A 25,113-nucleotide genomic window follows, 5' to 3' on the forward strand; every position below is an offset into this window, starting at 1 on the left:
CCTCACGCGGCCCCCCCAGGCCGCATCCGCGCGGCCGGATCCGCCGTCAGCCGCCTGCCGTGTGGCGCAGCCAGTACGGGTCGCCGATCCGCTTGCCCACCCTCAGGGCGGCGTCCCGTACGGCCCGGCCGAAACGCTCGGGCATGTCCTCGCGGAGGTCGGGGGCGGGCAGGGCGATGCCGATGCCGAAGATCTGGCCCGTGTCGCCGTCCACGACCGCCGCCGAGATGCCGGCCACCCCGGGCACGTACTCCCCGCGGGAGAACTCCCACCCGTCGGCGCGCACCCGGGCCAGCTGGGCGAGAAGGTCCTTGCGGGTCTTCGGCGCCCCGCCCGCGCTGCTCTCGATCCGCGCGTCGACCAGCCGCATGACCTGCGCGTCCTCCAGCCGGGCCAGCAGTGCCCGTCCCATGGAGCTGGCGTACGCGGGCGCCCGGGTGCCCGCCGGGGTGTATGCCTGAAGCGCGCCGGTGGTGCTGATCCGCATGTGCAGCACGAGCGACTCGCTGCCGTCGAGGACATCGACGTAACCGGTGTACCCGGTGTCGGCGACCAGCCGGGCCACCTCCTCCTCCAGCAGCGACACCGCGCCGCGTGAGGCGCGGAAGTGGTAGGAGGCCTCCATGATCAGCCCGCCCGGGCGGTAGGCGCGGGTGAGGGGGTCACGCTCCAGGAAGCCGTACTCCGCCATCATGCTGAGGGTCCGCGAGACGGAGCTCTTCGGGAGACCGAGCTCGCCCGCCACGTCGGTCACCGTGACGTCCCTCTGCAGATGCGCCAGGAGGCGCAGGACGTCCCGCGCGTTGACGAGTGTGCTCACCGTCTGCCCTTTCGTTCCTCCGCGGCCTCCCCCGGCCGTCCCGCGTCCGATGGTATGCGGCCGCGCTCCCTGGGCGGACCGCCCACATTCTGAGACTCCTTGACTGCGAGCCCCTTCCGAGCCGATGATCCTGCCTAGTCCAGATTGTTGGACATGGTTCCAGAATATGGAACCAGAGGAATTTGCACTCTCCCAGTGACCGGCAGGGCGAACGGCCCGCCGCCCCGTCAGGAGCACCCATGAGCCATCACGCCGACACCGCCCCGTCGGACGAGGCCACGCGCGCCGAACCGTCCGCGCGCTCCCCACGGCGCCACCCGCGCGCCCTCGCACCGGGGAACCTCATCCTCACCGTGGTGCTCAGCCTCTTCGGCGCCGTCGTGGGTATGCAGCTGCTCGCCACGCTGGGAATCACCCCCAGCACCTCACTCGTCGGCGCGCTCGCGGCGATGACGCTGGCCCGCATCCCGCTGGTCGCCTTCCGCGGCTACCGCTCGATGCACGCCCAGAACCTCGCCCAGACCAGCATCTCCTCGGCCACCTTCGGCGCCGCCAACAGCCTGTTCCTGCCGATCGGCATCCCGTACCTCTTCGGGCTGCCCGACATGGTGATGCCGATGCTGATCGGCGTCGCGGCCGCGATGCTCGTCGACGCCTGGCTGCTGTACCGCCTCTTCAACACCCCGGCCTTCCCCGCCGACAACCCCTGGCCGCCCGGCATCGCCGCGGCCGAGGCCATCAAGGCCGGCGACGGGGGCGGCCGGCGCGCCAAGGTGCTGGGGGCCGGTCTGCTGGCGGGTGCGATCGGATCCGCCTTCGCCCTGCCCATGTCGGCCTTCGGTGTCGCCCTCATCGGCGGGCTCGGCGCGATGATCGCCTTCGGTGCCGGCCTGCTGATCACCTCGTACGCGGACACCCTCACCGGTGTGGACATCAACGCGATCCACCTGCCGCACGGGATGATGATCGGGGCGGGCCTGGTGGCCCTGTTCCAGGTCGGCCGCGTCGTCCTCGCCGGCCGCGCCAAGAGCGGTGAGGCGGCACCGGGCCGGGCCGAGGCCACCCGCCGCCCAGGACGGGCGATGGGGATCGGCGGCGGTGCCTACCTGGTCATCGCCCTGCTGCTGACCTTCGGCACCGGCATCGCCACGCACATGAGCCCCGGCATGCTGGTCGGCTTCATCGTGTACGCGACGGCCGCCGCCTTCGTCCACGAACTGCTCGTCGGTATCGCCGCCATGCACGCCGGATGGTTCCCCGCGTTCGCGATCGCGCTGATCACCGTGCTGCTCGGCATCCTCATCGGCTTCCCGCCCGAGGCCCTCGTGGTCCTGGCGGGCTTCACCGCGGCCACCGGCCCGGCCTTCGCCGACATGGGCTACGACCTCAAGACCGGTCACCTGCTGCGCACCGACGACGGCGACCCGGCGTTCGACGTCGAGGGCCGCCGCCAGCAGCTGATCGCCGCGATGATCGGCTTCGGCGTGGCCGTCGTCGTGGTGCTCGTCTCCTACCGGATGTTCTTCGACGGCGGGAAGATCCCGCCCATCGACGCGGCCTACGTCGCCGCCATCAAGGCGGGCCCCTCCGGAGGCATCGCGGGCGACCTCGCCCTCTGGGCGATCCCCGGCGCCCTGGTGCAGCTCCTGGGCGGGCCACGCCGCCAGCTCGGCATCCTGCTGGCCACCGGCCTCCTCATCACCACGCCCATGGCGGGCTGGATGGTGGCGGCCGGACTGGTCTGCCGGGTGCTCGCGCCCCGGCTGTTCGGCCGCCGCGCCAAGGAGGACCTGGAGGTCTTCGCCGGTGGCGCCATCGCGGGCGACGCCCTCTACTCCTTCGGCCACGGCGCGCTCGACGCGCTGCGCAAGTGACCAGCACCTCCTCCCACTCCGCCCTCACCCACACCCCGGCACGTACGCAGGTCCGGCAACACCCCAGGAGCACCCCGTGAAGCGACAGCTCACCCATGACGACATCCGCGCGGCCGTGTACGGCGGAGCCGTGCTCGGAGGCGGCGGAGGAGGATTCGTCGAGCGAGGGCTGCGTACGGCCGAACTCGCCCTCCAGGTCGGCGCGCCCGAGCTGTGGAGCGCCGACGAGTTCGCACCCGAGGACCTCACCGCCACGGTGGCCCTGGTCGGCGCGCCCGCCGCCACCGACCCGCTGGTCCTGCCCACCCACCTGCTGCGCGCCCTGGAGCTGCTGCGCCGGGACCTGCCCCGCCCGCTCGCCGCGATCCACACCAACGAGAACGGCGCCGAGACCACCATCAACGGCTGGTTCCACTCGGCGATGACCGGACTGCCCGTCATCGACCTCGCCTGCAACGGCCGCGCCCACCCCTCCAGCGTGATGGGCGCGATGGGCCTGCACCAGGAGGAGGGCTACCGCACCGTGCAGGGCTACGCGGGCGGCAAGCCGTACACCTACGTCGACGGAGCCGTGACCGGCGGGCTGGAGGGCACCTCCTCCGTGGTCCGCCGCGCGTCGGTCGAGGCCGGCGGCTGGGTGGGCGTCGCCCGCAACCCCGTCGAGGTGGGATACGCCGTGAAGCACGGGGCGCCCGGCGCCATCGGCTTCGCCATCGAACTCGGCCGCAGGTACCTCGCCGACGGCCCCACCGGTGCGGCCGACCACCTGGGCGGCGAGATCGTCGCGACCGGGAAGGTCGTCGAATACCGCTGCGAGACGCGCGAGGGCCTCGACGTGGGCGTCGCCGTGCTGGACGACGAGGCGGGCACCACGCTGCACTTCGTCAACGAGTACATGACCCTGGAGCTCGGCGGCGAACGCCGTGCCGCCTTCCCCGACCTCATCACCACCTTCGGTGAGGACGGCGCCCCGCTGGCCTCCGCCGACGTCGCCGTCGGCAAGCGGGTCGACGTCCTCCTCGCCCCGGCCGCCAACCTGCTCCTGTCGTCGACGATGTACCAGCCCGAGGTGTACGCACCGGTGGAGGACCTGCTCGGCTTCCCCTTCGCCCCCGCGGCCCGGGTCCCGGCCCATGCCTGAGCGGGCAGCCGACGCCGGGCGCGTACGCGACTTCTGCGACGCCCGCTGGGACGGGGAGGTGCTGCCCCTCGTCCGGGACCACATCCGCCTCCCCGCCCTCAGCCCGGCGTTCGACCCGGACTGGGAGTCCAACGGCTTCCTCGACCGGAGCGCCGACGCGGCCGCCGCCTGGCTGCGCACGGTCACCCTCCCCGGGATGCGGGTGGAGGTCCTGCGCGCCCCCGGACGCACGCCCCTGGTCTTCTTCGAGGTACCCGGGGACGGCACGCGGGCCGAGGAGACCGTCCTGTTCTACGGGCACCTCGACAAGCAGCCCGAGGGCGACGGGTGGGCCGACGGCCTCTCCGCCTGGGAGCCGGTCCAGGACGGCCCCCTGCTGTACGGGCGGGGCGGTGCCGACGACGGATACGCCCTGCCCGCCGCCGTGACCGCCGTACGCGCCCTCGCGGCGCAGCAGGCGGCCCGGCCCCGCTGCGTCGGCGTCTTCGAGGCCGGCGAGGAGTCCGGCAGCCCCGACCTGGACCACTGGTTCGCCGAACTGGCCCCGCGGCTGGGCGAGATCGGCCTCGTCGTCTGCCTCGACTCCGGCGCCGGAGACTACGAGCGGCTGTGGCTGGTCACGTCACTGCGCGGCCACTGCGGAGGCACCCTCGACGTCCGGGTCCTCGGTGACGGCGCCCACTCCGGCGACGCGGGCGGCGTCGTGCCCTCGTCGTTCCGCGTGCTGCGCCACCTCCTCGACCGGCTGGAGGACAGCGCCACCGGCGGGATCCGCCCGGACGCCCTGCGGTGCGAGGTGCCGGCGGAACGCCGCGAGCAGGCCCGTACGGCCGCCGGACTCCTGGGCGACCAGGTGTGGCGTCGCTTCGACTGGCACGAGGACGAGGACGGAAACCGCACGGGACCGGTGACCCGCGACCCGGAGGAACTCCTCCTCGCCCGGGCCTGGCGTCCGAGCCTCGCGGTCACCGGGGCCGACGGCCTGCCGCCCGTCGCGAAGGCGGGCAACGTGCTGCGCCCGCGCACCGCGGTGAAACTCTCCCTGCGCCTGCCCCCGGAGGTGGACAGCGCCGCCGCCGTCGCCGAGATCGGGCGCCTCCTGGAGTCCGACCCCCCGCACGGGGCGCAGGTCCGCTTCACCCCGGACCGGGTCCTGGCCGACGGCTGGCACGCGCCGCCCGAGCAGCCGTGGCTGCGCGAGGCCCTGTCCGCCGCGAGCCGCGCCTGCTTCGACGGCGCCGACGTCGCCAGGATCGGACAGGGCGGCACGATCCCGCTCATGGGGAAGCTGACCCGGCAGTTCCCCGCCGCCCAGTTCGTGGCCTGCGGGGTGCTGGGGCCCGGGGCCAACGCCCACGGCCCGAACGAGTCCCTGCACGTGCCGTACGCGAAACGCCTGACGGCCTGCCTGGCGCTCACGCTCAACGCCTTCGCCCTGGCCCCCTGAGCCGCGTACGACGGGCCCTGACCCCCTGAGCCGCATACGACGGGCCCTGACCCCCTGAGCCGCGTACGACGGGCCCCGGCGCCGATGAGCCCGGCGCCGGGGCCCGTCGTACGGTGGTGGGAGGAGAGCGAGCACCCCGGCGGCGGGCGGCTGCTGCCCGGCGCGCGGGGGACGCGGACCGGTCCACGACCGGAGGCAGGGAGAGCGCGATGTCGTACCCGGACCCGCTGTACCTGGACGGCACGGGGGAGATCAGTGCGCGGTACCGCCCGACCGGCACCACCCCGAACCTGCTGAACCGCGGTGGCGGCAGCACCGACTACCTGGCCACCACCGGATCGACGCACGGGGAGTTCGGGCTGTACCGCATCACCATGGGCCCCAGGGCCGGAGGGCCGCCCGAACACTTCCACCGGACGATCTCGGAGTCGTTCTACGTCCTCGACGGGACGGTACGGATCCACGACGGCGAACGGTGGACCGACACCGAGCCGGGGGACTTCCTGTACGTGCCCCAGGGGGGCCTGCACGCCTTCCGCAACGACTCCCCGGAGCCCGCCACCATGCTGCTGCTCTTCACCCCGGGGGCGCCCCGGGAGGAGTACTTCGAGAAGGTCGGGCAGGTCTCCGACTGGCCGGAGCACGAGCGGGCGGAGTTCTTCCTCAGGCACGACACGTACTGGACCGACCCGGGCCACCGCTACCCGTGAGGCGCCGGGGGAACCCGGCGCCCCGGCCGTACACGGTCAGCTCCCCACGCTCAGCCCCGCGCCCGAGAGCCGTACCCGGATGCCGTCGTCCTCGACCCTGACGTCCCGCAGCCGGATGTCCCCGTGCGGGGGCTCCGGCAGCTGGAAGGCCAAGGACAGCTTGTCCGCGAGGACCGGACGGGTGAGCCGGGAGAGCGCGTCGAGCAGGTCGGGGGAGATGCCCAGCGCGCTGAGCACCTCGGGGTCGTCCTCGGCCAGGTCGATCAGGTCGAGGTTCCGCGCCTCCCGGGCGAAGTGCGGGGAGCCGGTCAGTTCGGCCAGCTTCCCGTCGTCGGCGAGACCCTCACGGGCCGCCCCTTCCGGCACGCCCAGCCGCTCGGCGATCGAGGGGACCGACAGCAGCGACTTCGCCTCGCCGTCCTCGTGGGCGAGACCGGCGGCCGCCTCGCGGGTCAGATGGAGGCCCTCCGAGGCCCGGGTGCCGGGGCGGTACGTGGCCAGGTCGCCGATGTCCAGACGCATGTTGCCGATGTCGGTGGCGATCCCCCGCTCGGCCTGCTGCGTGACCGTGGCCTCGGCGTGCACCCGCAGGTCCTGCCCGGCCACCGGCAGGGTGCCGCCGGCCCTGACCTTGTCCCCGCCGTCCCCGCGGAAGGTGATCTGGGACGACCCCAGCTCGCGGCTCAGGTCGTCGAAGGAGAGCAGGACGTCACCCTGCAGTTCGGGTATGTCCGCACCGTGCACGGAGGTGAGACCGTCCGCGTCCAGCCGGACGTCGTGGGCGGTGGCCGACACCTTCTGCAGCGAGACCCGGCCGGCCGACACGTCGGGCACGGTCACCCGGACCGAGTCGAACTTCTTCTCGGCGAGCTGGTCGACGAAGGGGAAGCCTCCGATCTCCACCTCGGGTGCCGCGGCCAGATCCAGCTGCTTCTCGATGGCGTCGGCCGCCTTCCCCTCGGCGTACAGCACCGCCCAGCGGTCGGCCAGGGCCAGGAAGGCGGTGAGCACGGCCAGGGCGACCACGGTCTTCGCGGCACGTGACAGTCCGCTGAGGCGCCACCACCGCCGCCCCTCGGGCCCCCGTTCGCGGCGGCCCTCGCCTACTCCCTCGCGCCGGGCCGCGCGGCGGGCCACCCGGCGGGAGCGGCCCGACCACCGGTGGCCGGGCCCCTCCAGCCCTGGGGACCCGCCCTGCGGGTCGCCGGTTAGGGCCCCGAGCTCCTCGTAGGGGTCGCGGGGCGCGGTGGAACGGCTGTCGGGGTCATGGTGCGCATCGAAGTGGCGGGGAGTGTGCATCACCTCATCCGAACACGACGACGTGCCCCGACCGCAATCCGGACCGGCCGGATGCGACCCAACTCACGATCTTGGGCACGGGTGGGGCCGCCCCGCGGCAGCGAGGCGGCCCCACCCGGTCCGTCAGGCGGTCCGTCAGGCGGTCCGTCAGCGCCGCCCGCTCAGCCCGCGGTCGACCGCCGTCATCAGCTCGCCGTCGTCCGTGTCGCCGTCGAGCGACCAGAACATCGCACCGCCCAGGCCGCGTTCACGGATGTACGAGGTCTTGGCGCGCAGCACCTGCGGATCGTCGTACGTCCACAGCGTCGTGCCGTCGAAGAGCCAGGCATGGCCGTTCCTGGTGTCCCGGTGCACCTTGTACGCACCGGACTCGGCCAGCTTCCTGAGGGCCTTGTAGTCCTCGTAGCCGGCCGCCCAGGTCGCCGGGGCCGGTCCGGCCGCGGGCTGTCCGAGCCCGTCGCCGCCGCCGGTGACACCGGTCCAGCCCTGCCCGTAGAACGGCATGCCCATCACCAGCTTGCGGGCCGGCGCACCGCGCCGGACCCAGTCGCGGACGGTCTGGTCCACGCTGAAGTCACCCTTGGCGAAGAGCGCGGACTGCTGGGCGGTCGTCGCCTCTCCGGATACGTGGAAGTCGTAGCCCTGGAGGTTGACGAAGTCGAAGTCCCGCATGATGCGCGGTACGTCGAAGCCCGCGTCGATCTTCGCGGGTGCCGTGGGGACGAAGGCCGAGAGCTCGTAGTGCTTCGGCTTGGCCCAGCCCTTCCGGCTGCTCTTCGCGTACGCGTCCAGCTGGGTGCGGAACTCGTGCACCAGGGCCGTGAAGTTCCGCTTGTCCTCGGGGCGGTACACGGTGTCCGTGTCGCCCGCCGATCCCGGCCACTCCCAGTCGAGGTCGATGCCGTCGAAGAGCCCGGCCGCCGCGCCGTCGCCCCCGCGGGCGCCGTCCACCGGCAGGTTGCCCTTGATGTACAGGTCGATGCAGGAGGAGACGAGCGCCTTGCGGGACTCGGCGGTGCGCGCCGCGTCGGAGAAGTGGGTGGACCAGCTCCAGCCGCCCAGGGAGATCATCACCTTGAGGCCCGGGTGGGCGGCCTTGAGCTCGCGGAGCTGGTTGAAGTTGCCCGCGAGGGGCTGGCTGTCGGTGTCGGCCACGCCGTCCACCGATCCCGCGGCGTCCAGCGGACGGGCGTAGTCCGCCCAGGCGTCCGCCTCGCCGGGCACGTTGCCCGTGAAGCACTTCCCCTCGGCGCTGACGTTGCCGAAGGCGTAGTTGATGTGGCTGAGCTTGGCCGCCGTCCCGCTGGTGTCCAGGTCCTTGACCTGGAAGTCGCGTCCGTAGACGCCCCATTGGGTGAAGTATCCGACGGTCCGGTACGAGCGGTCGTGGTGACCCGGGCCGTGGCCCGCGGGGCCGGCCGAGGCGGCGGGCGCGAGACCGGCCAGCAGGGTGAGGGCGCAGGCGGCGGTGGTCAGTCCGGTCAGGGTTCTTCGGCGCATGGGGCTCGTTCCTGTGCGTGGTCCTGGGCAGGCCCGGGTATGGCCGGCCGGGGTGCCCGGGAGCGGAAGATCAACGGGAGCCGTGCTGTGCACAGGAAGGTATTGGTCTGGACCAAAAGTGGTCAAGGGTCCGGAGGTGTGTGACGCGAACCGGGATCAGGTATGCGCAGGTGGGCGGGGAATCATCACTTCGAGTGAAACCCTGGCCTCTGCTTGCGGTTCTCAACCCACGGTTGCGAGGCTGTTGCTGTCTGTCAACCTGTTGGGAGTGGCCTGTGCCTTTCGGTGAGCAGCCCGCCTATCTGCGCGTGGCGAGCGATCTCAGGGAGAAGATCGTCAACGGCGCGCTGCCGCCTCACACGCGCCTGCCGTCGCAGGCGCGCATCCGCGAGGAGTACGGGGTCTCGGACACCGTGGCGCTGGAGGCGCGCAAGGTGCTGATGGCCGAGGGGCTCGTCGAAGGGCGCTCGGGCTCGGGCACCTATGTGCGCGCGCGCCCGGTCCCGCGCAGGATCGCCCGCTCCGGTTACCGGCCCGAGGCGGGGGCCAGCCCCTTCCGTCAGGAGCAGACGGCGGATGGCGCGCGGGGGACCTGGGAGTCCCGCAGCGAGCAGGAGGGTGCGAGCGCCGAGGTCGCCGAGCGGCTCGGGATCGAGCCGGGGGACCGGGTGATGCGCACGAGGTACGTCTTCAGGGACGCGGGTGAGCCGATGATGATCTCCACCTCCTGGGAGCCCCTGGCCGTCACGGGACGCACGCCGGTGATGCTCCCCGAGGAGGGACCGCTCAGCGGGTGCGGGGTGGTCGACCGGATGGCGGCGATCGACGTCGTGGTGGACAACGTGGTCGAGGAGGTCGGGGCCCGCCCGGGGCTGGCGGAGGAGCTCCTGGCGCTGGGCGGCGTGCCGGGGCACGTCGTGATGGTGATCGCCCGGACGTACTACGCCTCGGGGCGGGCGGTCGAGACGGCCGACGTCGTCGTCCCCGCCGACCGCTACCGGATTGCCTACCATCTGCCGGTTCGCTGACCGCCGTTGGTGCCGTGGTGACAGGTGGGACGGCTGCGGTGACCGCTGGGCGCGACAGGCTGTCCGCCCCCGGTGATCCGGAATTAACACCTCCGCGCTCTGCGTAACCCGCGGGCAACGCCGCGCCGTCACGACTTGTCATGTCCCGGTTCTACCTTCCCGTTCGTCACGCACACCGGACCGACGGACGGGAAGTCACCGATGACGGACATCGCAACGCCCAAGGCGGGCGAGGCGCCGCTCCAGGAGCCGCAGGGCGGCCCGGAGCTGCCCCGCCGCAGTTACGCCAAGCTCGCGGCCGACGAGAGCCGCGAGGACTACTCGCTCCGTTACGCGCCGCACTCGTTCCGGCGTTGGTCCCCCTCGATGGTGGCGGGCACGGCGCTCGGCGGCATCGCGTACCTGGCCGACTTCGCCATCGGCGCGTCCATCGTCTTCACCTACGGCTTCACCAGCGGATTCGCCTCCATCCTCACCGCGGCCGCGATCATCTTCCTGACCGGCATCCCGATCGCGCGCGCCTGCGCCAAGTACGGCCTGGACATGGACCTGGTCACCCGGGGCGCGGGCTTCGGCTACTTCGGCTCCACGCTGACCTCATTGATCTACGCGTCCTTCACCTTCATCTTCTTCGCGCTCGAAGGCTCGATCATGGCGCAGGCCATGCACCAGGCGGTCGGGCTGCCGGTCGAGATCGGCTACCTGGTCACCACGCTGATCGTCATCCCGATCGTGTTCCGGGGCATGGGCGCACTGGCCAAGGTGCAGGCGTGGACGCAGCCGGTGTGGATCATCGGCATGGTGCTGCCCTTCGTGGTCCTCGCCTTCGAGGCGCCCGACTCCTGGGGCGCCTTCGGGTCGTTCACCGGCACGGAGGGTGCGAGCCCCGGCTTCTCCTGGGTCGCCTTCGGGCTCGGTACGGGCGTGGCGCTCTCGCTCATCGCCCAGATCGGCGAACAGGCCGACTACCTGCGCTTCATGCCGGCCAAGACCGAGGCCAACAGGCGCCGTTGGAACCTCGCCGTGCTGGCCGCCGGTCCCGGCTGGGTCATCATCGGTGCCGCGAAGCAGCTGGGCGGCGCCTTCCTCGCCTTCGTCGCGCTGGAGGCGGTCGGCAAGACGCACGCGCTGGAGCCCATCGCGCCGCAGATCGAGGCCCTGAAGCCCTGGCTCGGTTCCTTCGCCCTCCCGGCCGCGGCGGTCTTCGTGATCGTCTCCCAGATCAAGATCAACGTGACCAACGCCTACAGCGGATCCCTGTCCTGGTCGAACTTCTTCTCCCGGATCACGCACAAGCACCCCGGCCGGGTCTGGTACATCTTCCTCAACCTCGCCATCGCGCTGACGCTGATGGAGATGAACATGTTCGCGGCCCTCAACAAGCTGCTGGGCTTCTACTCCAACGTGGGCATCGCCTGGATCGCGGCCGTCGCCGCCGACCTGGTCATCAACAAGCGCATCGGGCTCAGCCCCCGCTACATCGAGTTCAAGCGCGCCTACCTCTACGCGGTCAACCCGGCAGGTTTCGGGGCGATGGTGATCGCGTCGACCGTGTCGATCCTGGCCTTCTTCGGACTGTTCGGCACCTACGCCGAGGCGTTCTCCACCTTCATCGCCGCCGGACTCTCCCTGGTCCTCTGCCCGTTGATCGCCTGGCTGACCAAGGGGAAGTACTACCTGGCGCGCCCCAACCCGGTGAACGGTCCGGACGTCGAGATCGCCGACATCACCGCCACGCACACCTGCACCGTGTGCGAGACCGGCTACGAACTGCCGGACATCGCGGACTGCCCGGTGCAGTCGGGGCCGATCTGCTCCCTGTGCTGCTCCCTCGACGCGGACTGCGGCGACGCCTGCCGCAAGGCGCCCGCGGCCGGTCCCGTGCTGATGCCCATGCCCACCGTCCGGCCACCGGCCGGCTGAACGGACGGAGGGTGATGGGGGCGCATTCGGGAGAGTGCGCCCCCTTTGGTGTGGCCGGATGCGTATCTCTTTGTGTAAACACGCATCCGCTGAGTGAAGGTCAGGCGTACGCTCGGGCATATGCGTACTGCGGTTTCCTGGGGATCCTTAGAGACGTGCACACCAGTGGGGAGAGGGGCGAGATGCTGGGGAGGGATGCGATGACGGACAGCGGCGCAGTGCTCCCCTGGCTGGTGATCAGACAGGACGACAACGGCAACCGGTACCGCGTCGGCCGCTATGCGACGCAGGACGAGGCACAGAAGATCGCGGACGGCCTGGACCGCCACGGGCACAAGCAGCTCTACTGGGTGGAGCGCACGAGCCGGGGCGCACGCCCCTGAGGGGTGTCCGGGGTCCGGCGGCTCCACCGGGCGCGCGGCCCCTGGGGTGACGCGCGCCCGGTAGTGTCCCTTTCGGCCAGTTTCCGGACGAGAGGGAGGGGCACCGCTGTGCTGATCGACACGGTGGCCTGGGTGCGGATCGAGGACGGCCGGATCCTGTGCGCACGGCCGCGGGGGAAGGACGTCTTCTACATCCCCGGCGGCAAGCGTGAAGGCGCCGAGGAGGACGTCGACACCCTGGTGCGCGAGATCGAGGAGGAGCTCACCGTGGCCCTCGATCCGGGCACCGCGCGCCATGTGGGCACGTACGAGGCGGGCGGGCCGGGGCTCCCGGAGGGTGCCCTGGTGCGGATGGCCTGCTACACCGCCGCGTACGAAGGCGAGCTGGCCCCCAGCAGTGAGATCGAGGAGATGTCCTGGTTCTCCTACGCCGACCGCGACCGGGTCCCGCCCGTGGACCAGCTCCTCTTCGACGACCTGAGGGACGCGGGCGAACTGAGGTGAACACCCGGGGCGGCGCCACCCGCAGGGTGGGCCCCCGCCCCGGACGCTGCCGGGTGGGCCGCCGCTCGCCCCGGACGTCTGCCGGGCGCGTCCCGCCCCGGACGCCGCCGGCCCTTCGGGGCGGTCGGCCGGATTCCGCTCCACCCGCCGGACGGGGGTTCCGCCCGCACCCTGAGGGCGGGAGCGGCGCCCGCTTCGGAGCCGGGCTCCCCACCGCGGGCGGGTGAGACCCGTCGCCCGCGCCTCCGAACCCGGACGGCGATATGCCGGATGTGCGCCCGATCGCACCACACGTCCCGGTGAGCGATAAGGTGCGCGCCCTATCGGGTATGTCGCGAATGCGCCCTTGCCGTAGGGTGCCGCCCAGCCGACCCCGGGAAGTGACCGGCGTGACCGATGCCGAAGGCGACAGTGCCGAGTGGACCTTTCCGGCGGTGCCGGGTTCCGTGCGCGAAGCCCGGCACGCCGTCGGGGAGGTGGCGCGCCGATGGGGGATCGAGCCCGCGTCGGGCGATCTCGCCGTACTGCTCGTGAGTGAGCTGGTGACCAACTCCCTGCGGTACGCCTCCGGCCCCATCGGCGTCCGTCTGCTGCGCCCGCACCCGGACGGTGGCCCCTGGGCGGGGGCCGAGGCGCGGGGGCTGGTCGTGGAAGTCTCCGATCCGGTTCCGGATCCGCCCACCGAACGCATGGCCGGACCCGACGACGAGAGCGGCCGTGGCCTGCAGCTCGTGGCTCGTTCCGCACGCCGCTGGGGGACCCGGCGCGGAAAGAGGGGCAAGACGGTGTGGTTCGAGCTCGCCCCACCTGGTTAGGAGTGTGGAGGGACGCACAGCGATCACCGGAGGTCGGGCAGGACCTGGCTGAAAGGGACTGAGACCGTGCTGTGATCGTGAACGCCGTGCCGATGAGGCCCGTGGTGCTGAATACTGCGGGCAGGACCGGTCCGGTGTGTGAGCTGGAGGGGACGGTCGCGTGAGCGAGATACCTGGGACGGCGGGCGGCGTCGTGTGGCAGAGCAGCCCGCCCGGCTCGATCTATGACTACATCAGGGTCGCCTCATTCTCGATCGGGCCCGACGGGCTGATCGAGCAGTGGAGCCGGCGGGCCGCGGCGCTCTTCGGCATGGCGTCGGACGAGGTCGTGGGCAAGGACCCGGTGGAGGCGTTCATGCCCGCCGAGCTGCGCCCCGAGGCCCATCTGCGGATCGGCGAGATCCTCGACGGCAAGGAGTGGACGGGACTCGTCCCGTTCCGCATCCCCGGGGACGGCGCGGTCCGCGGACTCGCCGAGATCTACGTGATGCCGAGCGAGACGGGATCGGGGGAGCGGGCTGCCCTCTGCATCGTCGTCGACGTCAGGGCCCTGCGGCTCATCGAGACGGATCTCGCGGCCTCACAGGCTATTTTCGGCCAGTCTCCGTTCGGTTTCGTGCTCTTCGGGACGGACTTCACCGTCGTACGCGCCAACAAGCGGTTCGCCACCGTCTTCGGCGGCGAGGTGGACGACCATCGTGGCCGCACGGTGGGCGACTACCTGGCCCCCTCCGAGGCGGAGCGCCTCACGGCCACCCTCGAACGCGTCCTGCGGACCGGCGACGCGGTCACCGACCTCCAGCTCGTGGGCACCCCGCCCGGTGCGCCGGGCCGCCGTCACTGGTCGATGAACCTCTACCGGGTGCACAGCGGATCCGGACGGCCGATCGGCATCGCCGGGCTCGCGACCGACGTCACCCAACGGCACATCGCCGCACGCGAGGCGGCCAGCGCCCGCCGCAACCTCGCCCTCCTCAACGAGGCCAGCGCGCGGATCGGCAACTCCCTGGACCTGGAGACCACGGCCCGCGAACTCCTCGACGTCGCCGTACCCGGATTCTGCGACCTCGCCTCCGTCGACCTCTACCAGGGGCTCCTCACCGGCGAGGAGGCCTCGCCCTCGAGTTGGGGCGGACACCACGAATCCGGCGCGGGCTCGGCGGAGCTGCGCAGGGTCGCCCACGCCAGCGCGGTGTCCGACGCCCTCCCCGGAGTGATCCCCGGTGCCAGGACCGGCGACGACACGGAATCCGGCGGCGACCCGGAACCCGGCGGCGACACCGGCCCGCCCGCCCTCGGTTCCGTCCACCGCTACCCCTTCCACTCGCCCTGCGCCGCCGCCCTGCGCTCCGGGCGGGCCGAGGACGTCCCGGGGGACGAGCGCGGCTTCGTCCACTCCACCCTCGCCGTGCCGATGGTCGCGCACGACGTCGTCGTCGGTCTCGTCCAGTTCTCCCGCGCCAAGGGGAGCGAGCCCTTCGGCGAGCGGGACCGTGCACTGGCCACCGAACTCGCCGCGCGCGCCGCCGTCTGCATCGACAACGCCCGCCTCTACCGCAGGGAGCACGAACGCGCGCTGATCCTCCAGCGTTCGCTGCTCCCGCCGGGAGACCCCGAGGCCGCCGGGCTCGACATCGCCTGCCGCTACCTCCCGGGCAACACGGCGACCGAGGTCGGCGGCGACTGGTTCGACGTGATCGAACTCCCCGGGCACCGTACGGCCCTGGTCGTCGGCGACGTGATGGGCCGCGGACTGCGCGCGGCCGTCGCCATGGGTGAACTGCGCACCGCCGTACGCACGCTGGCGCTCCTGGACCTCGAGCCCGCCGAGGTGCTGTCCGCCCTGGACGAGGTCGCACGCGGGCTCGGCAATCCGGGCGGCGGTGAGCACAGCGAGGGCTTCGGCGGGGGCGGCGGAGCCCAGTGGCCCGCCCGGGCCGCCCACAAGTCCCGTGAGGCGGATCTGTCCGAGGTCTACCTGGCGACCTGTGTGTACGCGGTCTACGACCCGGTCACCCGGCGGTGCACCTTCGCCAACGCCGGCCACCTCCCCCCGGTGGTGGCCGAGCCCGGGGAGCCCGCGATGCTGCTCGACGTGCCCCCCGGCATGCCCCTCGGCGTCGGCGGCGAGCCCTTCGAGGAGGTCGAGGTGGAGCTCAAGGAGGGGGCACTCCTCGCGCTCTACACCGACGGACTGGTGGAGTCGCGCGACCATCCGCTGGACGAAGGGCTCGACGCCTTCCGGCAGGCCCTCGCCGAGCCGTCCCAGCCGCTCGAGGACGTCTGCGACCACGTGCTGACGACTCTCGACACCCGCCACGGCGAGGACGACATCGCCCTGCTGATGGCGAGGATCCAGGGCCTGGCACCGGATGCGGTGGGGGACTGGCGGCTGCCGCGTGAGCTGCGTTCCGTCGCCCGGGCGAGGGAGCTGGCCCGGGCCCAGCTCCTCTCCTGGGACCTGGACGACCTGGTGGACACCACCGAACTCCTGGTCAGCGAGCTCGTCACCAACGCCCTGCGCTACGGCGAGGGCGAGATCAGGCTCAGGCTGCTCCGCGACCGCACCCTCGTCTGCGAGGTGTGGGACGCCGGCCTCGTCCAGCCCCGGCGCCGCCGCGCCCGCGACACGGACGAGGGCGGGCGCGGACTGCAGCTGGTCGGACTGCTCAGCGCGGCCTGGGGGGCGCGGCGCACCCCACGTGGCAAGACGGTCTGGTTCGAGCTGGCGCTGCCCGACGGGGAACCCGCACCGGAGCTCTCCGTGGAGCAGCTGCTCAGCATGTACTGACGTGACGGCCGTCCGGGCGGGGGTGCCCGTGCTCGTACGGGCCCCTCCGAGGGCGGTCCCGGGGCGGCGCGCGCGTGGTGCCGCGTCGGCCCGCTGTCCCGGGACGCCCTGCGCGGAGTGCCGTCAGGCAGCGGTCTGCGGGGCGGACGGCCGTGAGTGGGGCCGTGCCGGTCCGTGCCGGGCAGCGCCCCTGGGCGGCTCGTGCCGGGTGACGTATCCGCGGGCGGACCCGGGGGCCCGTGCGGGGCCGTCAGGAGGCGGACTTCAGGGCGGCGAGCCTCGCCTCGATCTCGGCGCTGTCCCCGAGACTGTCCAGCTGCTCGAACTGCGCGTCCAGCGACGACGCCGCCAGCTCCTGCTTGCCCACCGCCCTGGCCTCCTCGCGCCGCACCTTCTCCTCGAAGCGGCCGAGTTCGCTCGTCGGGTCCATCACGTCGATGCTCTTGACGGCGTCCATCATCCGGTTCTGCGCCTGGGCGGATGCGGAGCGCGCGACCAGCTCGTCGCGCTTGGACCTCAGCTGGGTCAGCTTGTCCTTCATCCGGTCCAGGCCCGACTTCAGCTTGTCCACCACCACCGTCTGCGCGGCGATCGTCGGCTCGGCCGTCCTGGCCTCCTGCTCCGACCGGAGCTGCCGCCCCAGCGCCACCTTCGCGAGATTGTCGAAGGTGTCGGCCTCGGCGCCCGCGCCCGCCGCCCGCAGCTCGTCGGCCTTCCGGCTGGCGGCGAGTGCCTTCCGGCCCCACTCCCGGGCCGCGTCCACGTCCTCGCGGTGGTCCTCCTCCAGCAGCCGGAGGCTGCCGATGGTGGCGGCGACCGCCTGCTCGGCCTCCGCGATGTTGTCCGTGTAGTCGCGGATCAGCTGGTCCAGCATCTTCTGCGGATCCTCGGCCTGGTCCAGCAGCGCGTTGATGTTGGCCCGCGCCAGCTGGGTGACACGGCCGAGGACGGTCTGCTTGGTCATGACAGCTCTCCTTGTGGGTGATCCGTGGTGGGGAAACGGGCCGCGGGGAAGCGGGCTGTGGGGGACAGGGGGACGGGCCGTGGAAACCGTTGAACCGGAGTGACCCGGCGTTCGACCCGGGTGGCCCGGCCGGGCGCGTCAGAAGCGGCCGCCACCGCCCCTCCGGCCGCGTGTCCCACCGCCGCCGAAGCTCCCCGGCCCCCCGAAACCTCCGCCGAACCCCCCACCGAAGCCGCCTCCCGTGCCGCCTTTCCGGCCTCCGCCCAGCAGCCCGCCGAGGAGGATGCCGCCCAGCACCGCGCCTCCGCTCCCGCCGCGCGGGCCGCCGAAACCGCTCCGGTCGTGGAATGCGCGTACGTCCTGTTCGGCGAGGCTCCGGGCCTGCGTGGCCAGGGCGTCGGCCTGCTGGGCCTCGGCCAGCGCCCCCTGCGGGTCGTTCGCCTCCGACAGCTGCCCCGCCCGCTCCCACCGCCGCTGCGCCTCCGCGAGGCGGGTGCGCGCCTGGCTGCCGACCGCTCCCCGGTTGGTGGCGACGAAGTCGGCCGCCGCGCCGATCGCGGACCGGGCGGTGAGCATCGCCTGGTCGAGCAGGGCATGAGCCCGCCGGCCGCCCTGCTCCTGCTCGCGGGCGTCCGCCAGCGCCTCGTCGAGCGCCGCGTCGGCCTCCTCCACCCGGCGCAGCGCGTCGACGGGGTCGTAGGGGCCGGCGGCGATCTCCCTCCGCACGTCGCCGACCACCGCCTCGGCGCGTGCCACCCGGCCGCGCAGGCCGGCGGCCGGCACCTCCTGCGGTGTGCCGCTGAGCAGTCCTCGGGCGTCGGCCAGATCCGTCTCCGTCCCGGTCAGCGCGCCCGGCAGTCCGTCCGCCGCCTCGGCCAGCTCGCCGGCCCGGCGGCCGACGCCCTCGACGAGTGTGGTCACCTGCCCGATCGCCCCCTCGGCCGCCCGTACGCAGACGGCCGCGCCCGCGGTGTCCCCGCCGTCCACGGCCTCTCGCGCCTGGCGGAGCGCGGAGGCCGCGAAAGCCAGTCGGTCCGTGGCCTGCTCGACGTCACCGGCCGAGGGGGCCACCGCCTGCTCCGCGTACCGCTCGCGCATCCCGGCCAGGTCCGTCTCGGCGGCAGAGACGCGTGTGGCCAGGTCCCGGAGAGCGGCCTCCGCCGTCGTCACGGCCTGCGGGGCGTTCTGTTCGAGGGCGCGCAGGCGGTCGAAGTCCTCGGACACCGCGTCCAGGCGGGCGTCCGCGTCCGTGCAGCGGCTGATGATCTCGTCGAGCATCCGGCGCCTCGTCGCGTCGTCCTCCGGGTAGGCGTCGTCGAGCTGCTGCCTGAGCCGGAAGGCCTCCGTCAGCTCGGACCCGGCGTACCGGACCGCCTCGGCGAAGGGCGCGGCCGTCTCCTCACCGAACTGCGCGGTGGCGAAACCGAGCTCCTCGTCGCTGGTGCGTACGGCGTCGTCGGTGTCGACCAGGCAGGTCTTCGCGCGTGCGTCCAGCTCCGGCAGCGGGACGAGCGGTTCCGCCCGGTCGCCGGTCCCGCCGCCCCACCCCGCGGCGGCCGGGGTGGTCCTGGTCGCGGTGCGCCGTCTGCGGCGGGTGAAGGCGAACACGGCCGCGGCCGCCGCGACGACGAGCACCGCCACCGGCAGCAGCAGGCCGGCCGGGGCGCCGCCCCCACCGCCGCCCGGGTCGGCCGGGCCGGGGGTGACCGCGGGGGCCGGGACGGGTTCGCCGGCGAGCACCGCCGCGTAGCCGTCGGCGGCGCCGATCGCGGCTCCCGCCCAGTCGTTCTGCCGCAGGGCCGGTTCGATCGCCGTGGTCGCCACGTCCAGGAGCTGGGCGTCGGTGAGCCGCGAACCGCGGTCCACGGAGTAGGCGTACCGGCGGTCGTGCGTGGCCACCGCCAGCAGTACGTCGTCCTGGCCGAGGCCGTTGCGGTTCGCGGTCTCGTCCGCCCAGGTCTGTGCGTCGCGGCCGGAGAAGTCACGCACGTACGCCACGAACAGCTGGACCCGGCGCTCCTCGTACAGCCGGTCGAGAGCGTTCTCGACCTGTGCCCCACGGTCCCCCAGCGCATCCACCCGGTCGGTGACCTGCCCCTCCCGGGAGAGCGGGACGGGGTCTTCGGCGCGGGCGGTGTGGCCGCCCGCCGGTGACGTCCAGAAGAGCGCCACCAGCGCGGCGACGAGGACCCTGCCGGGTATCGGAAGCCGGGACATCCCGGTACGGCTCGCAGGCGGCGTCACATATCGGAGGCTATGTCCGCTCCTGTCCCCCCGCTACCGGGGTCGCCATCAGGATGCCACCGGTGGCGGGGCGGCCCTGGCGCGGGGGTCGGGGCCGCCCGGCCGAGGCGGTGCCGCTCCGCACGCCGTGCGGCTCCACCGGGGAATGAACAGGTCATCTTGCAAGGTGCCCTGTCCATCTTTATGGTGGAGGCATGTCCGAATCCTCCCGGGGCCCCGCACCCCTCCGAGCGCCGTCCCCCGCCGAACCCGGCGCGGAGAGCGTGGCCGCCGATCTCGCGGCCGTGGTCGGGATGCTGCTCAGGCGGCTGCGCAGCTCCTCGGCGGACAGCCTGCTCACCCCCTCCCAGCGTTCGGTCCTCGCCCGGCTCCAGGACGGCGGCCCCGCGACCACGGCGGCGCTGGCCCGGGCCGAGCTGGTCCGGCCCCAGTCGATGAGGCTGACGCTCGGCGCCCTGGAGAGCCAGGGGTTCGTCACCCGCGCCCCCGACCCCGCCGACGGCCGCAAGTCGGTCGTCTCGGTCACCGAGGAGGGCAGCACCACCCTCGCCGGGGTGCGGGCCGCCAAGCGGAACTGGCTCGCCGAGACGATCGCCGCGGAGCTCGACGGCGCCGAGCGCCGCACCCTCGCCGAGGCCGTCGAGCTCATCGGCCGTCTGGTCGAGCGGTGACCCGGTCCGCCACCGAGCCGGCGGAGGCGACGGCAGGTCTCCCCCGGGAGACCGCGGCCCCGGGGAATGAGGACCGGGGATTCGGCGCACGGCTCACCGCGCCGCTGCTGATGGGCTCACTCCTCAACCCGCTGAACACCACGATGATCTCCACCGCCCTGGTGGCCATCGGGCACTCGTTCGGCATCGGGGCGGCCGACACCGCCTGGCTCATCTCCGTGCTCTATCTGGCCAGCGCCGTCGCCCAGCCGGTCCTCGGCAAGCTGGCCGACACCCTGGGCCCCCGCCGGGTCTTCCTGGGCGGCCTGGTCGTGGTGATCGCATCCGGCCTGGTCGGCGCCCTGGCCCCCGGGTTCGGCACGCTCATCGTCTCCCGGATCCTGCTCGGCATCGGCACATCGGCCGCCTACCCGGCCGCCATGGCCGTCCTGCGGGACGAGTCGGCACGGCTCGGCCGCCCCACCCCGCGCCCCGTGCTCGCCCGGCTCTCCTTCGCCGGTCTCGGCAGTGCCGCCGTCGGCCCCGCACTCGGCGGACTCCTCGTGTCCGTCGTCGGGTGGCGCGGCATCTTCGCCGTCAACGTGCCGGTCGCGCTGCTCGCCCTGGGAGCCGCTCTGCTCTGGGTCCCCGCCGACCCACCGCGCGGCGGCACCCCGGCGGGGAGCCCGCCGAAGCTCTCCCTGGACCCCCTGGGCATCGGCCTGTTCACCACCGCGCTGACGGTGCTGGCCTTCTTCCTGCTCGACCTCGCCGAGCCGCGGTGGTGGCTGCTCGCCCCGTTCGCCGTACTGACGGCCGTGCTCGTCCGCTGGCAGCTGCGCGCCCCGCGGCCGTTCATAGACCTCAGGATGCTGGCCGGCAACGGACCGCTGCTCCGCACGTACGCCCGCCACGGGCTCGGCTATCTGCTCGTCTACTGCGTGATGTACGGCTTCACCCAGTGGCTGGAGGAGGCGCGCGGCTTCTCCTCGGGCCAGGCGGGCCTGCTGATGCTGCCGATGTCCGTCACCGCGCTCGTCTGCTCGCTGCTCGGGGCCCGTACGAGGAGCCTGCGCGGGCCGCTGGTGACGGCGTCCCTCCTGCTCGCCGTCGGCGCGGGCCTGCTGCTGTTCCTCGCGGACGACACCCCGACGGCCGTCCTGATGCTCGCCGGAGCCTGCTTCGGCGCCCCGCAGGGGCTGATCGGGACGAGCAACCAGGCGGCCGTTCAGGCGTACGCGCCGCCGGAGGGCATCGGAGCCGCCGCCGGGCTCCAGCGCACCGCCCAGTACATCGGCGCCATCACGGCGTCCAGCCTGATCGCCCTGGCCTACGCGGACGCGGCGAGCGACGCCGGACTGCACCTGATGGCGGCGGTCTCGGTCGTCCTGGCCGTCGCGCTGACCGTCCTCACCGTCACCGACCGCGCCCTGGGCGCGCGTACCTGACCTGACTCGACCCCGCCCCGCGCCCGGCGCGGGGCGCTTCCGACCCCCTGTTCCGCCGCGCCCCGCGCGGATGCACCTGATCGACAGCACCTCAAGGAGTACGCACATGACCGCCACCACCCTGGACCCCAGGACCGCGCTCGTCGTCGTCGACCTGCAGAAGGGCATCGTCGCGCTGCCGACCGCCCACCCGTCGGCCGACGTGGTCGCCCGCTCGGCGACCCTTGCCGAGGCGTTCCGGGCCAAGGGCCTCCCGGTCTTCCTGGTCCGGGTCACCGGTGGGGCCCCCGGCCGCACCGAGGGCCCCGCCCGCTCCGGGCAGCCCGCCGCCGACTGGGCCGACCTCGTCCCCGAGGTCGGCCCGCGCGACGGAGACACCGTCGTCACCAAGCAGCAGTGGGGTGCCTTCCACGGCACCGCGCTCGACCTCGAACTGCGCCGTCGCGGCATCACCCAGGTCGTGGTGACCGGCATCGCGACCAGCATCGGCGTCGAGTCCACCGCCCGCGCCGCCCACGAACACGGCTACCACGTCACCGTCGCCACCGACGCCGTCACCGACATGGACGCGGACGCCCACCGCAACAGCGTCGAGAAGATCTTCCCGAGGCTCGGGGAGACCGACACCACCGACGCGATCGTCAAGCTGCTGGGCTGATCACCACAGGGCCGCAGGCCCGGGGGCCGCACGGGTGACGTGTGCGGTCCCACCGGCCGTGCCTCCGTCCCCCCGCGCGCACAGATGCGTTCAGTGGATCAGCGGATCAATCTGATCAACTGCAAATGCCACCAGAACGCATCATCCGGTCCATTCCGGTACGGGGTGGACCGGGCCGGCCCCGGAGGTATCAGCCATGGCCCACGTCGGCGTCCCCAGCGGGACGGCCCGAAAGCGCCGCTCGGTCGCACTCCTGGCGACAGGCGTGCTCACGATCCCGGTCCTGGCGGGCTGCTCCTCGGACAGCGAGGGACCCGCACCGGTGGCCGTCCGGCAGGACATCGCCCCGGCCCCCCGGGACCGGATCGCCGAGGGATCCACGCTCGACTGGGCGATCGACGCGGTCCCCGCGACCCTCAACGCCTACCAGGCCGACGCGGACAGCGCGACGACCCGTATCACCGGCGCCCTGCTGCCCTCCCTGTTCCCCCTGGACGAACGGGGCGAGCCCACGCTGAACCCCGACTACCTGGAGTCCGCGAAGGTCATCGAGCAGGAGCCCAAGCAGGTCGTCCTCTACAAGCTCAACCAGCAGGCGGTGTGGAGCGACGGCCGGGAGATCGGAGCCCCCGACTTCGTGGCCCAGTGGCGGGCGCTGAGCGGCAAGGACTCGGCCTTCTGGACCGCGCGCAACGCCGGATACGAGCGGATCGAGAAGATCGAGCGGGGCAAGGACGACCTTCAGGTCCGCGTCACCTTCTCGAAGCCGTACGCCGACTGGCGCTCGCTCTTCTCCCCGCTGTACCCGAAGGAGGTGACCGGTTCCCCCGGCACCTTCAACGACGGTGCGAGGACCACCATCAAGAACACCGCGGGCCCGTTCAGGCTGCGCAGCGTGAGCAAGGCCAAGGGCACGGTCGTACTGGACCGCAACCCCCGGTGGTGGGGCGACAGGGCGAAGCTCGAATCCCTGGTGTTCCGCGCCGTGAAGCCGGAGGACCGCACCGAGGCGCTGACCGAGGGCACGTTGGACGTCGCCGACATCGACGCCGCGGCGGCGCACAGCGTCACCCTCGCGGCCCGCTACCGCGGCGGCAACGGTCAGCCGCCCGCCCACGGCCCCGGGGCCGATACCACACCGGCATCCGCCCTGAGGTCCTGGGCGCTGGCCCACGGCTCGGACGAGGACGCCGCGGAGACCGCCAGGGCGGCCCGCAGGAAGAACCAGGAAGCCATCGCGGTGTACGCCGCCGATCAGAAGGCACTGAGCGCGTTCGCCGTACGCAAGTCGCTGGAGCCCGCCTACACGCAGCTCGCGATGAACGGTGAGTCGGGACCCCTCTCCGACGACCGGGTGCGCCGCGCGATCGCCCGGACCCTGGACCGGCAGGAGCTCGCCGACACGGTGCTCAAGCCGCTCGGCCTGCCCGCGAAGCCGCCGGGCAGTCACCTCGCCCTGGCCGGCCAGCCCGGCTACAGGGACGGCAGCGGCGCGCTGGGCGACCGCGACCCCAAGGAGGCGCGGGCACTCCTCGCCGACGCCGGATGGACCCCGGGCGGCGCGCTCCGCAGGACCGAGGACGTCAAGGCCGGCAGCGAGGCGGAGAAGACCGGGAAGGACGGGGCGAAGAATTCCCCGAGCCCCTCCGGCTCCCCGAGCCCCTCCGGCTCCCCGAGCCCCTCCGGCTCCCCGAGCCCCTCCGGCTCCACGAAGGCCGGCTCCGAGAAGGCCTCCGGCTCCGAGAAGGAGGAGGCCGACAAGCAGGAGAAGGACGACAAGGCCGCGCGCGACGAGGGGACCTACATCGTCGGCGACGACAAGCCGGGCGAGCGTCCGGCCGGTGACGCCGAGGTCACGGCCCAGGAGAAGAAGCCCGGCGCCCCCGCCGGCGCCTACGCCCCCGCCGGTACCGTGGCCCCCGCCGCGGGTTCCGCCAAGACCCGCCTGGGCAAGGACGGCAAGCCCCTGACGCTCCGCTTCGTCCTGCCTTCGGGCCCGGGGTCGCAGTCGCTGCGCGCCGTCGGGGACCGGATCGTCGCGATGCTCGACTCGATCGGCATCAGCACCCAGATCACCAAGGTCGACGACGAGAGCTACTTCAAGGACCACATCGCGTCCGGGGCCTACGACATGGCCCTCTACTCGTGGCCCGCCACCGCCTTCCCGGCCACGGACGGCCGCCCGATCTTCGCCAAGCCCGAGCCCGCCACCGACGGCTCCCTGCTCGTGGAGCAGAACTACACGCGGGTCGGGTCGGACCACATCGACCAGCTCTTCGACAGGGCGGTGGCCGAGCTCGACGCCGAAGCCTCCAGGAACCTGCTCAAGCAGGCCGACGCGCGGATCTGGGCGGCCGCGGGATCGATCCCGCTCTACCAGCGGCCGCAGCTGGTCGCCGTCGACAAGAAGCTGGCGAACGTCGGCGCCTTCGGCTTCGCCTCACCGCGCTACCAGGACATCGGCTTCACCGGCCACCAAGCGGCAGGTTCCCCCGCGAATCGGGAGAAGTAGCAGGTCACGGCTCTGCCGGAAGCTCAGATACAGCTCAACTCCCTTGCCCGCCGGAGCCCCCGGCGGGCAAGGTGTTGTCCGCCCAGACCCGGGCCCCTTCCTCACCCCACACCCCCCGAAACGCGCCGCGCCGCCCCATGGCGGTACACGGCGGCAGCCGCCCGTCCGCGCCCTCCCGGCCGCACCGCGCACCGGATCCCGGAGGCCGCCGGCCGGCCGGCGGTCCCGGATCCGCCGCAGCCGTCCGGTCCGCCGGCCGGCACCTCATGAGCAGATGGACACAGGCTGAATTGTTGCGGTGCCGAGGCCCCCGAGACCGGGCCGGGAAGCCCCGCACTCGCCGGGCCCGTACGATGGGACTAGCCGTGGCGTGCCGCCCGGCGGGCGTACGAGGACTCGAAG

At 73.0% G+C, this 25,113-nt stretch carries 19 protein-coding genes; 14 read left to right on the top strand and 5 right to left on the bottom strand.

Annotated features, from left to right (window positions below; translation table 11 throughout):
- Nucleotides 1–46 precede the first annotated feature (46 nt).
- Nucleotides 47–820 carry an IclR family transcriptional regulator gene (locus ACFXOA_RS07030; RefSeq protein WP_385023439.1) on the bottom strand — a complete coding sequence of 258 codons (774 nt, stop codon included), beginning with the start codon at nucleotides 818–820 and terminating at the stop codon, nucleotides 47–49.
- 239 nt (nucleotides 821–1,059) lie between these two features.
- Between ACFXOA_RS07030 and ACFXOA_RS07035 the strand changes: the two genes are divergently transcribed.
- From ACFXOA_RS07035 to ACFXOA_RS07050, 4 genes are all read left to right on the top strand, one after another.
- Complete coding sequence (locus tag ACFXOA_RS07035; protein ID WP_385023441.1) at nucleotides 1,060–2,694, top strand: OPT/YSL family transporter; 1,635 nt, start codon at nucleotides 1,060–1,062, stop codon at nucleotides 2,692–2,694.
- 76 nt (nucleotides 2,695–2,770) lie between these two features.
- Nucleotides 2,771–3,835 (top strand): DUF917 family protein, encoded by a 1,065-nt coding sequence (locus ACFXOA_RS07040; protein ID WP_385023443.1) that lies wholly within the window; start codon nucleotides 2,771–2,773, stop codon nucleotides 3,833–3,835.
- Nucleotides 3,828–5,282 carry a M20/M25/M40 family metallo-hydrolase gene (locus ACFXOA_RS07045; RefSeq protein ID WP_385023445.1) on the top strand — a complete coding sequence of 485 codons (1,455 nt, stop codon included), beginning with the start codon at nucleotides 3,828–3,830 and terminating at the stop codon, nucleotides 5,280–5,282. The genes ACFXOA_RS07040 and ACFXOA_RS07045 overlap by 8 nt, the downstream gene beginning before the upstream one ends.
- A gap of 209 nt (nucleotides 5,283–5,491) precedes the next feature.
- Entirely contained in the window at nucleotides 5,492–5,992 is a 501-nt protein-coding gene (locus ACFXOA_RS07050; RefSeq protein WP_385023447.1) for a cupin domain-containing protein, read from the top strand.
- A gap of 36 nt (nucleotides 5,993–6,028) precedes the next feature.
- Here ACFXOA_RS07050 and ACFXOA_RS07055 read toward each other — a convergent pair whose 3' ends face one another.
- Together ACFXOA_RS07055 and ACFXOA_RS07060 are read right to left on the bottom strand one after the other, a co-directional pair.
- Entirely contained in the window at nucleotides 6,029–7,291 is a 1,263-nt protein-coding gene (locus ACFXOA_RS07055) for a DUF2993 domain-containing protein (protein ID WP_385023449.1), read from the bottom strand.
- A gap of 147 nt (nucleotides 7,292–7,438) precedes the next feature.
- A complete protein-coding gene (locus ACFXOA_RS07060) occupies nucleotides 7,439–8,791 on the bottom strand; it encodes a glycoside hydrolase family 18 protein (RefSeq protein ID WP_385023451.1) in 1,353 nt (450 codons plus the stop codon).
- 275 nt (nucleotides 8,792–9,066) lie between these two features.
- Between ACFXOA_RS07060 and ACFXOA_RS07065 the strand changes: the two genes are divergently transcribed.
- The 6 genes from ACFXOA_RS07065 (at nucleotide 9,067) to ACFXOA_RS07090 (ending at nucleotide 16,235) form a co-directional block, all read left to right on the top strand.
- Complete coding sequence (locus ACFXOA_RS07065) at nucleotides 9,067–9,819, top strand: GntR family transcriptional regulator (protein ID WP_385023453.1); 753 nt, start codon at nucleotides 9,067–9,069, stop codon at nucleotides 9,817–9,819.
- A gap of 201 nt (nucleotides 9,820–10,020) precedes the next feature.
- The gene (locus tag ACFXOA_RS07070; protein WP_385023455.1) at nucleotides 10,021–11,742 is read left to right on the top strand and encodes a purine-cytosine permease family protein; all 1,722 of its coding nucleotides are present in this window, start codon (nucleotides 10,021–10,023) and stop codon (nucleotides 11,740–11,742) included.
- 182 nt (nucleotides 11,743–11,924) lie between these two features.
- Nucleotides 11,925–12,125 carry an SPOR domain-containing protein gene (locus ACFXOA_RS07075; RefSeq protein WP_385023525.1) on the top strand — a complete coding sequence of 67 codons (201 nt, stop codon included), beginning with the start codon at nucleotides 11,925–11,927 and terminating at the stop codon, nucleotides 12,123–12,125.
- A gap of 108 nt (nucleotides 12,126–12,233) precedes the next feature.
- Nucleotides 12,234–12,629, top strand: a complete 396-nt coding sequence (locus ACFXOA_RS07080) for an NUDIX domain-containing protein (RefSeq protein WP_385023457.1) — start codon at nucleotides 12,234–12,236, stop codon at nucleotides 12,627–12,629.
- A 380-nt stretch (nucleotides 12,630–13,009) separates the two neighbouring features.
- On the top strand, nucleotides 13,010–13,444 hold the full coding sequence (locus ACFXOA_RS07085; protein WP_385023459.1) for an ATP-binding protein: 435 nt from the start codon (nucleotides 13,010–13,012) through the stop codon (nucleotides 13,442–13,444).
- 193 nt (nucleotides 13,445–13,637) lie between these two features.
- A complete protein-coding gene (locus tag ACFXOA_RS07090) occupies nucleotides 13,638–16,235 on the top strand; it encodes a SpoIIE family protein phosphatase (RefSeq protein WP_385023527.1) in 2,598 nt (865 codons plus the stop codon).
- A gap of 250 nt (nucleotides 16,236–16,485) precedes the next feature.
- Here the strand turns inward: ACFXOA_RS07090 and ACFXOA_RS07095 are convergent, their stop codons facing one another.
- Together ACFXOA_RS07095 and ACFXOA_RS07100 are read right to left on the bottom strand one after the other, a co-directional pair.
- Nucleotides 16,486–17,199 carry a PspA/IM30 family protein gene (locus ACFXOA_RS07095; RefSeq protein ID WP_385023461.1) on the bottom strand — a complete coding sequence of 238 codons (714 nt, stop codon included), beginning with the start codon at nucleotides 17,197–17,199 and terminating at the stop codon, nucleotides 16,486–16,488.
- A gap of 138 nt (nucleotides 17,200–17,337) precedes the next feature.
- Nucleotides 17,338–19,416, bottom strand: coding sequence for a TPM domain-containing protein (locus ACFXOA_RS07100; protein ID WP_385023529.1), 2,079 nt, complete (start codon nucleotides 19,414–19,416; stop codon nucleotides 17,338–17,340).
- Nucleotides 19,417–19,637: 221 nt separating this feature from the next.
- Between ACFXOA_RS07100 and ACFXOA_RS07105 the strand changes: the two genes are divergently transcribed.
- The 4 genes from ACFXOA_RS07105 to ACFXOA_RS07120 all read left to right on the top strand — a co-directional run bounded on the left by ACFXOA_RS07105 (nucleotide 19,638) and on the right by ACFXOA_RS07120 (nucleotide 24,711).
- Nucleotides 19,638–20,114, top strand: coding sequence for a MarR family winged helix-turn-helix transcriptional regulator (locus ACFXOA_RS07105; protein ID WP_385023463.1), 477 nt, complete (start codon nucleotides 19,638–19,640; stop codon nucleotides 20,112–20,114).
- The gene (locus tag ACFXOA_RS07110; protein WP_385023465.1) at nucleotides 20,111–21,541 is read left to right on the top strand and encodes an MFS transporter; all 1,431 of its coding nucleotides are present in this window, start codon (nucleotides 20,111–20,113) and stop codon (nucleotides 21,539–21,541) included. The genes ACFXOA_RS07105 and ACFXOA_RS07110 overlap by 4 nt, the downstream gene beginning before the upstream one ends.
- A 106-nt stretch (nucleotides 21,542–21,647) precedes the next feature.
- Nucleotides 21,648–22,199 (top strand): isochorismatase family protein, encoded by a 552-nt coding sequence (locus ACFXOA_RS07115; protein ID WP_385023467.1) that lies wholly within the window; start codon nucleotides 21,648–21,650, stop codon nucleotides 22,197–22,199.
- A gap of 196 nt (nucleotides 22,200–22,395) precedes the next feature.
- Complete coding sequence (locus ACFXOA_RS07120) at nucleotides 22,396–24,711, top strand: ABC transporter family substrate-binding protein (protein ID WP_385023469.1); 2,316 nt, start codon at nucleotides 22,396–22,398, stop codon at nucleotides 24,709–24,711.
- The last annotated feature ends 402 nt before the right edge of the window (nucleotides 24,712–25,113 follow it).

This window comes from Streptomyces sp. NPDC059166 (assembly GCF_042755185.1).
In the GTDB taxonomy this organism is placed as follows: Bacteria; Actinomycetota; Actinomycetes; order Streptomycetales; family Streptomycetaceae; genus Streptomyces.

What these genes read in the sequence shown, in the direction of transcription:
- ACFXOA_RS07035 (WP_385023441.1), top strand. Translation starts at nt 1,060, where the DNA reads ATGAGCCATCACGCCGACACCGCCCCGTCGGACGAGGCCACGCGCGCC.
- ACFXOA_RS07045 (WP_385023445.1), top strand. Translation starts at nt 3,828, where the DNA reads ATGCCTGAGCGGGCAGCCGACGCCGGGCGCGTACGCGACTTCTGCGAC.
- ACFXOA_RS07050 (WP_385023447.1), top strand. Translation starts at nt 5,492, where the DNA reads ATGTCGTACCCGGACCCGCTGTACCTGGACGGCACGGGGGAGATCAGT.
- ACFXOA_RS07055 (WP_385023449.1), bottom strand. Translation starts at nt 7,291, where the DNA reads ATGCACACTCCCCGCCACTTCGATGCGCACCATGACCCCGACAGCCGT.
- ACFXOA_RS07060 (WP_385023451.1), bottom strand. Translation starts at nt 8,791, where the DNA reads ATGCGCCGAAGAACCCTGACCGGACTGACCACCGCCGCCTGCGCCCTC.
- ACFXOA_RS07070 (WP_385023455.1), top strand. Translation starts at nt 10,021, where the DNA reads ATGACGGACATCGCAACGCCCAAGGCGGGCGAGGCGCCGCTCCAGGAG.
- ACFXOA_RS07075 (WP_385023525.1), top strand. Translation starts at nt 11,925, where the DNA reads ATGCTGGGGAGGGATGCGATGACGGACAGCGGCGCAGTGCTCCCCTGG.
- ACFXOA_RS07095 (WP_385023461.1), bottom strand. Translation starts at nt 17,199, where the DNA reads ATGACCAAGCAGACCGTCCTCGGCCGTGTCACCCAGCTGGCGCGGGCC.
- ACFXOA_RS07100 (WP_385023529.1), bottom strand. Translation starts at nt 19,416, where the DNA reads ATGTCCCGGCTTCCGATACCCGGCAGGGTCCTCGTCGCCGCGCTGGTG.
- ACFXOA_RS07105 (WP_385023463.1), top strand. Translation starts at nt 19,638, where the DNA reads ATGTCCGAATCCTCCCGGGGCCCCGCACCCCTCCGAGCGCCGTCCCCC.
- ACFXOA_RS07115 (WP_385023467.1), top strand. Translation starts at nt 21,648, where the DNA reads ATGACCGCCACCACCCTGGACCCCAGGACCGCGCTCGTCGTCGTCGAC.
- ACFXOA_RS07120 (WP_385023469.1), top strand. Translation starts at nt 22,396, where the DNA reads ATGGCCCACGTCGGCGTCCCCAGCGGGACGGCCCGAAAGCGCCGCTCG.